General features: G+C 41.9%; 5 protein-coding genes, 1 CRISPR repeat array and 1 riboswitch. Of the genes, 3 read left to right on the forward strand and 2 right to left on the reverse strand.

Annotated elements, in window-relative coordinates; genetic code table 11:
- Positions 1-17: 17 nt before the first annotated feature.
- Positions 18-163, reverse strand: a riboswitch (cyclic di-AMP (ydaO/yuaA leader).
- 169 nt (positions 164-332) lie between these two features.
- Both corA and B0I26_RS04730 read right to left on the reverse strand, forming a co-directional pair.
- The gene (corA, locus tag B0I26_RS04725) at positions 333-1,286 is read right to left on the reverse strand and encodes a magnesium/cobalt transporter CorA (protein ID WP_111644307.1); all 954 of its coding nucleotides are present in this window, start codon (positions 1,284-1,286) and stop codon (positions 333-335) included.
- A gap of 141 nt (positions 1,287-1,427) precedes the next feature.
- Positions 1,428-2,024, reverse strand: coding sequence for a DedA family protein (locus B0I26_RS04730; RefSeq protein WP_111644308.1), 597 nt, complete (start codon positions 2,022-2,024; stop codon positions 1,428-1,430).
- A gap of 187 nt (positions 2,025-2,211) precedes the next feature.
- Here B0I26_RS04730 and sigK point away from each other — a divergent pair, with 187 nt between their 5' ends.
- The 3 genes from sigK to B0I26_RS04745 form a co-directional block, all read left to right on the forward strand.
- Positions 2,212-2,922 carry an RNA polymerase sporulation sigma factor SigK gene (sigK, locus tag B0I26_RS04735; protein WP_111644309.1) on the forward strand — a complete coding sequence of 237 codons (711 nt, stop codon included), beginning with the start codon at positions 2,212-2,214 and terminating at the stop codon, positions 2,920-2,922.
- Between the two features lie 239 nt (positions 2,923-3,161).
- A CRISPR array of direct repeats spans positions 3,162-4,463; the repeat unit is 30 nt; unit sequence GTTTCAATTCCTCATAGTTAAGATAAAAAC.
- Positions 4,464-4,630: 167 nt separating this feature from the next.
- The gene (locus B0I26_RS18460; RefSeq protein ID WP_111644310.1) at positions 4,631-5,188 is read left to right on the forward strand and encodes a DUF6431 domain-containing protein; all 558 of its coding nucleotides are present in this window, start codon (positions 4,631-4,633) and stop codon (positions 5,186-5,188) included.
- A gap of 140 nt (positions 5,189-5,328) precedes the next feature.
- Positions 5,329-6,530: IS481 family transposase (locus B0I26_RS04745; RefSeq protein WP_111644311.1), on the forward strand; the 1,202-nt coding region annotated here is incomplete at its 3' end.

A 6,530-nucleotide genomic window follows, 5' to 3' on the forward strand; every position in this document is an offset into this window, starting at 1 on the left:
GCTCCTCCTGTGCACCGTCTCCCTCTCCTAAAACGCCTACGAGGTTAGCTGTCGGGTTAGGGAATTAGGAGTTTCCCCTCATAAAAACATGATTCACCCCAAGCGGCATGCGCCGCAACTTGTGGTTCCCCCGCTCCCTATATGGATTAAGCGCTGCTCGATATTTACTTATGTCGTTTATGTTACAAATTACTGCATAAACTGTAAAGATGGATTTTTTCTTATTTCCTGCATTTTTCTTCAATTATTCTTTTGTTTTACCGCTTTCATTTCTTCTCTTTTAAGTTCTCTCATGATTTCTTATAAATCCACCAATCGTTGAGATAACGATTTTAACGATCGAACCACCCTTTATGGCGAAACCAAAAGTACATCGACAGCCCCAAAATCGCCATGAATCCGAGAACGGCAAAATAACCGTATTTCCAAGATAACTCCGGCATATATTCAAAATTCATTCCATATATTCCGGCAATAAAAGTTAACGGCATAAAAATCGTTGTAATGACCGTAAGAACCATCATTGTCGAATTGGTGCGGTTGGCATTAATCGATAAATAATTATCGCGAATGTCAGAGGTTAACTCGCGATTCGCTTCAATCATTTCCGCCAGTTTTAATAAATGGTCATATATATCTTTAAAATGGGAGCGCTGATCAGCCGACATTTCAATATGGGTAGAATTTAACAAGCGGTACAAAAGATCCCTCATCGGAAACACCGTTCGCCGCAGTTTTAACAATCTGCCGCGAATGTCAAAAATTTGATTGATTAATAACTCCAAACGTTTTCCTTTATCTTTGTTATCCACATCATTTAATTCATCTTCAAGCTGATACACAATCGGAAAATATTCATCAACCAGTTTATCAAGCATTACATAAAAAGCATAAATCGTTCCATCTTTCCAAGACGATTTCTGCTGCAGCACGCGATTCCAAGCCAAATCCATTTCCGGCAATATTTCGTCATGATAGGTAACGATATACTTTTTCGATAAAAAAACATCGACTTCCCTCGTCTCAAGCGTATTTTTATGTAAAGAATGAAAGACAAAAAAATGATACCCTTCATAATAATCCAGCTTCGGCCGCTGTAAAAAATGAAAACAATCTTCTATTGCCAACGGATGAAAATGAAAAAATTCGGAAAGCACATTTTTCTCCATATCGCTCGGTTCCTGCAAATCGACCCAGTACCATACAATTTTTTCATCATTCAACTGTTCAAGCGGCAAATCAATTAATATTTCATGTTGGGTTGTAAAGGCCATCGTTCGAATCATTGGAAAGCTCCTCTCATTCGAAAAAAGTTAGAAGAGGCTGACCTAAAACAAAGTGTCAGCCCCCTCGGACATAACATTAGATAAATGGACGATCATTGTGAAATGCACGTGAAGCCAGACACTTATAAGTCAGTTTCATTATTATTTCTCTTTTCTTTTCTTCATAAATCGCACTGCTATGTAAAGAAGTGTAGCAACAACAGCTCCTGTAATAACCGGCTGCAAATACGGCCTTGCCATTTCATCAATTTGCTGCCAATTGTCGCCCAGCTTTTCACCGAGATAAATAAAAAAAATCGACCATGGAATCACAGCAGCTGTTGTATATAGCGTAAATTTAGGCAGCGGCATTTTGGCAATGCCGGCTGGTATGGAAATGGCATGGCGCACAACCGGAATAAAACGGGCCGTAAAAATCACACCGGTCCCATACTTTTGAAACCACTCCTCTGATAAATCCAGATGCTTCTTTTTAATTAATAAATATTTCCCATATTTATCCAAAAAAGGACGCCCTCCGTAATAACCCATCCAGTAAAGAAAAAGTTGCGCGAGCGTACCACCAATCGTCCCGGCAATGACCGCGCCGATAAACGTAATTTCCCCGCGCGATACTAAATATCCGGCATAAGACAAGACAATTTCACTTGGAATGATCTCGATCATCAATCCGAGCGCAATCCCTATATACCCTAGGTCAGCCAAAAACGTAAAAATCGTTTGAATCAGTTCATGCATGTATTTCCCTCCTATGTACAAAGACAAGCTTCTTTTTAAACGATATTCCGAAGAAATTATACTATACCATTATACATGAAAGAAAAAATATTAGCGTTCTTTATTATAAATAAACACGGACAGCCATTTATTTTCATACATATAAATAATAGGCAAACGCCTAAAAACATTGGCGTGAGGTGAGAAGATGTCCGGTTTATTATCTGCGTTAGCTTTTTTTGTAAAAGAACTGCTGTTTTTAGTGTCGTATATCAAGAATAATGCGTTTCCCCAGCCGTTAAACCCTCAAGAAGAAGAAAAATACTTGCAGCTGATGGCCGAAGGAGATCAGGAAGCAAGGAATATTTTAATTGAACATAACTTGCGCCTTGTCGCCCATATCGTAAAAAAATTTGAAAACACCGGAGAAGATACGGAAGATTTAATTTCCATCGGTACAATCGGTCTCATTAAGGCGATTGAAAGCTATTCCCAAGGAAAGGGAACGAAACTTGCCACCTATGCGGCGCGGTGTATTGAAAATGAAATATTGATGCATCTTCGCTCGTTAAAAAAAACAAAAAAAGATGTCTCCCTTCACGACCCCATTGGTCAGGATAAGGAAGGCAACGAAATCAGCCTCCTCGATATCTTAAAATCCGAATCAGAAGATGTCGTAGATACAATTCAGTTAAACATGGAATTAGAAAAAATTAGAAAATATATTGACATTCTGGATGAACGGGAAAAAGAAGTGATTATCAGCCGGTTTGGCCTTGATTTGCAGAGAGAAAAAACACAGCGGGAAATCGCCAAAGAACTCGGCATTTCAAGAAGCTATGTATCGCGAATCGAAAAGCGGGCGCTCATGAAAATGTTTCATGAGTTTTATCGAAACGAAAAAGAAAAGCGGAGATAAACATATATCTGCAAAGAAAAGGAGGCTGTCTCAAACGTTCAAGTGCAGACCCCGCAACCCAATATATCGATCATCATGTTGAGATAAATAAACTAGGCGTGAGGTCAGACCTTATGAGACAGCCTTTTTTTGAACAAAACCGGTCAGACACTTCCACTCTTCATAATAGTTAAGACAAAAGCAAATGGTATAAGATAAAAACTCGACCAAACCACTTATGACTTGATTGACGTTGACCCGTTTCAATTCCTCATAGTTAAGATAAAAACGTTTCAGTTGGCTACATTAGGAAGTGCTCACCCTAGTTTCAATTCCTCATAGTTAAGATAAAAACAAATACGGGAAAAGGAGCGGGAGTCTCGAAAAAAAGAGTTTCAATTCCTCATAGTTAAGATAAAAACTTTAGAATTGGGTGAACTATGGGAAATTAGCCAGAAGTGTTTCAATTCCTCATAGTTAAGATAAAAACCTTCAAACTATCATCAGGCGTACCATTTTAATGGTGATGGTTTCAATTCCTCATAGTTAAGATAAAAACAAGATGTTGCTGGCGTTCCATTGGCGTACAATCCTGGTTTCAATTCCTCATAGTTAAGATAAAAACAGAAAATGATACTATACAAGAAGCTCAAAACTCCAAGTTTCAATTCCTCATAGTTAAGATAAAAACTGGCGGCTCTGGTGTTGAATGGTTTGACAATTGCAGCGAGTTTCAATTCCTCATAGTTAAGATAAAAACCTGTTCCCGGATGGCTTCACTTGGTTTTTCATCAAAATAGTTTCAATTCCTCATAGTTAAGATAAAAACGAAAACAAAATTATCACTGATCGTAAAGAATTAGGGTTTCAATTCCTCATAGTTAAGATAAAAACAGTTTTTGTGCTTGCTCTAGTGAGATTTTTCGTAGAGAAGTTTCAATTCCTCATAGTTAAGATAAAAACAACACAAGAACATGCCTGTGAGATGGATTGGCTTGGTTTCAATTCCTCATAGTTAAGATAAAAACGATGGAGAGTTCCTTATCAGCGAGCCAATGGAATTGGTTTCAATTCCTCATAGTTAAGATAAAAACTCATGTGGAATCAACTCCTTTATTTTTGGTGTTGTGTTTCAATTCCTCATAGTTAAGATAAAAACGAAAAGTTCCATTTGTTCTGTTTCTGTTAAATCAAGTTTCAATTCCTCATAGTTAAGATAAAAACCCAGAAACACCAGAACAAAAACAGCTAAGGGAGTTACAAGTTTCAATTCCTCATAGTTAAGATAAAAACCCGCTGCCGGACGTTGCAACATTGTTTCTAATTGGCGTTTCAATTCCTCATAGTTAAGATAAAAACCGTTGCTGATTGTGATTTCGGAGCCGTTCTCGTCTTTGAGTTTCAATTCCTCATAGTTAAGATAAAAACGATGATTGTGCTTAAAAAAGTAAAACGCAACAATGAGTTTCAATTCCTCATAGTTAAGATAAAAACTCAGACGGATCAACATGAATGATTTTCCCATCATCTAAGTTTCAATTCCTCATAGTTAAGATAAAAACCATTGTTTCTAATTGGTGTAAATTATCACTTTATTTCGGAACAAAAGAGCCATTTTTTTGCACATTCCTTCAGAAAGCCCTCTCCCCTTTTCTGAAAGAATGTGCTAAATTTTTTGTGAATTATTTCGGAAGAGAAAATCCATCGGTTCAGAGGAGGGGAGGAGGACGTGATTCAATTTCATGACTTTGGCATTGACGTCCAAACGTATGCAGAGCGTGGAAAAGAAAACGACTTCCCTCTTCTGAAACAGTGTCCGCATTGCCGGGCCAAGCGCCCGTTGCACCGCCACGGTTACTATGAGCGAAACGCATTGACCCCACATGGTGATTATCGCATTTGGATTGTCCGGTATCGCTGTCGGGAATGCTTGAAGACGGTGAGTGTGCTGCCTTCCTTTCTCCTCCCGTATTTTCAGTATACGTTGTCCGCCATATGGCAAGTCGTGAAAGAGCAGTTGGGATTGACCGAGGGGACGAACCAGGCTCCGTTCCTCCCGACAAAGGACGGCATCATCTTTTATGTCCGACGGTTCTGCCGAAACCTATCAAGCCTTCACAGCTTTTTTGCGAGGCGGTGGAGGATCATAGGCCCTATCGTGAAAAAAGAAAAGGAACGGTCTTCCTGGTGGATCCGGACGTTGGAGGAACACGGTCTCTATTCGGTCATCAGAGACATGTGGGAGGACGGATTCCGACACCCTTTTGCGAATCAAATGGGATCCTGATTTTACATACATATCCTAAATTGGAAATAGTTGAGGTTCCCACAAACCTTTCCTATCGACGGAGAAAAAGCGATCCGGTACGATAAGGGCAGGCGGACCGGAACGGTCCTGATTCCAAGTGAGACAAGGAGGAGATTCGAATGGATGAGTCGATGAGACACGACATTGCCCTGTTTCGGTACGGGCTAATCGCTCCGTTGGTGAATGGGCAGGTGGAACCGAAGACGTATCTGAAAGAGGTGAGCGAGCGAGTGCACCATGTTCCCCACCAGGGCGACAAGCGAATCGCAGCCAAGACGATCCTCGATTGGTGCACCCGATACAAAAAAGGGGGCTTTGACGCCTTAAAGCCGAAGCGCCGTTCGGACCGCGGCCACTCAAGGCGTCTGTCGCCCGATGATGAGGATCATATTTTAGCCCTAAGAAAAGAACATCCCACCATGCCCGTGACGGTGTTCTACGAACACCTGATCGAGCAGGGGGAAATCCCAGAAAACCATACCTCTTACTTTACTATATACCGATTGTTGAAAAAACACAACCTTGTCGGGAAAGAAATCTTGCCCATGCCGGAGCGAAAGCGCTTTGCGTATGACCAGATCAATGAGCTTTGGCAAGGGGACTTATCCCATGGACCAACGATTCGAGTCAATGGGAAAGCCCAGAAAACGTTTTTGATCGCCTATATCGATGACTGCTCGCGGTTTGTGCCGTACGCGCAGTTTTTCCCTTCGGAGAAGTTTGACGGGCTGCGGATCGTCACGAAGGAAGCGGTGCTTCGTTGCGGGAAGCCGAAGCGCATTTACTCGGACAACGGGAAAATTTATCGATCCGAGGTGCTGCAGTATGCGTGCGCCGAGATGGGGATTACGCTCATCCACACCCAGCCGTATGACCCGCAAAGCAAAGGGAAAATCGAACGGTTCTTCCGCACCGTACAGACGCGGTTTTATCCGCTGCTCGAGTTGGATCCCCCGAAGTCGCTCGAAGAGCTGAACGAGCGCTTTTGGAGGTGGCTTGAAGAGGAGTATCATCGAAAACCGCACGCCTCGCTGGACGGAAAAACGCCGCATGAGGTGTTTCAATCGCAAGTGCATCTCGTGTCGTTCATCGAAGATGGCGATTGGCTGGATGCGATTTTTCTGAAGCGGGAGCACCGTAAGGTTAAAGCCGATGGAACGATCACCTTGAACAAGCAGCTGTATGAAGTGCCGCCCCGGTTCATTGGGCAATCGATTGAACTCCGCTATGATGAACGGGGCGTCTATGTGTACGAAGATGGAAGGAAGGTGGCGGAGGCCGTTCGGGTTCGTTTGGAGGACAACGCCTATGTAAAACGCCA

The organism is Paranoxybacillus vitaminiphilus (genome assembly GCF_003259935.1).
Taxonomy (GTDB): Bacteria; Bacillota; Bacilli; order Bacillales; family Anoxybacillaceae; genus Paranoxybacillus; species Paranoxybacillus vitaminiphilus.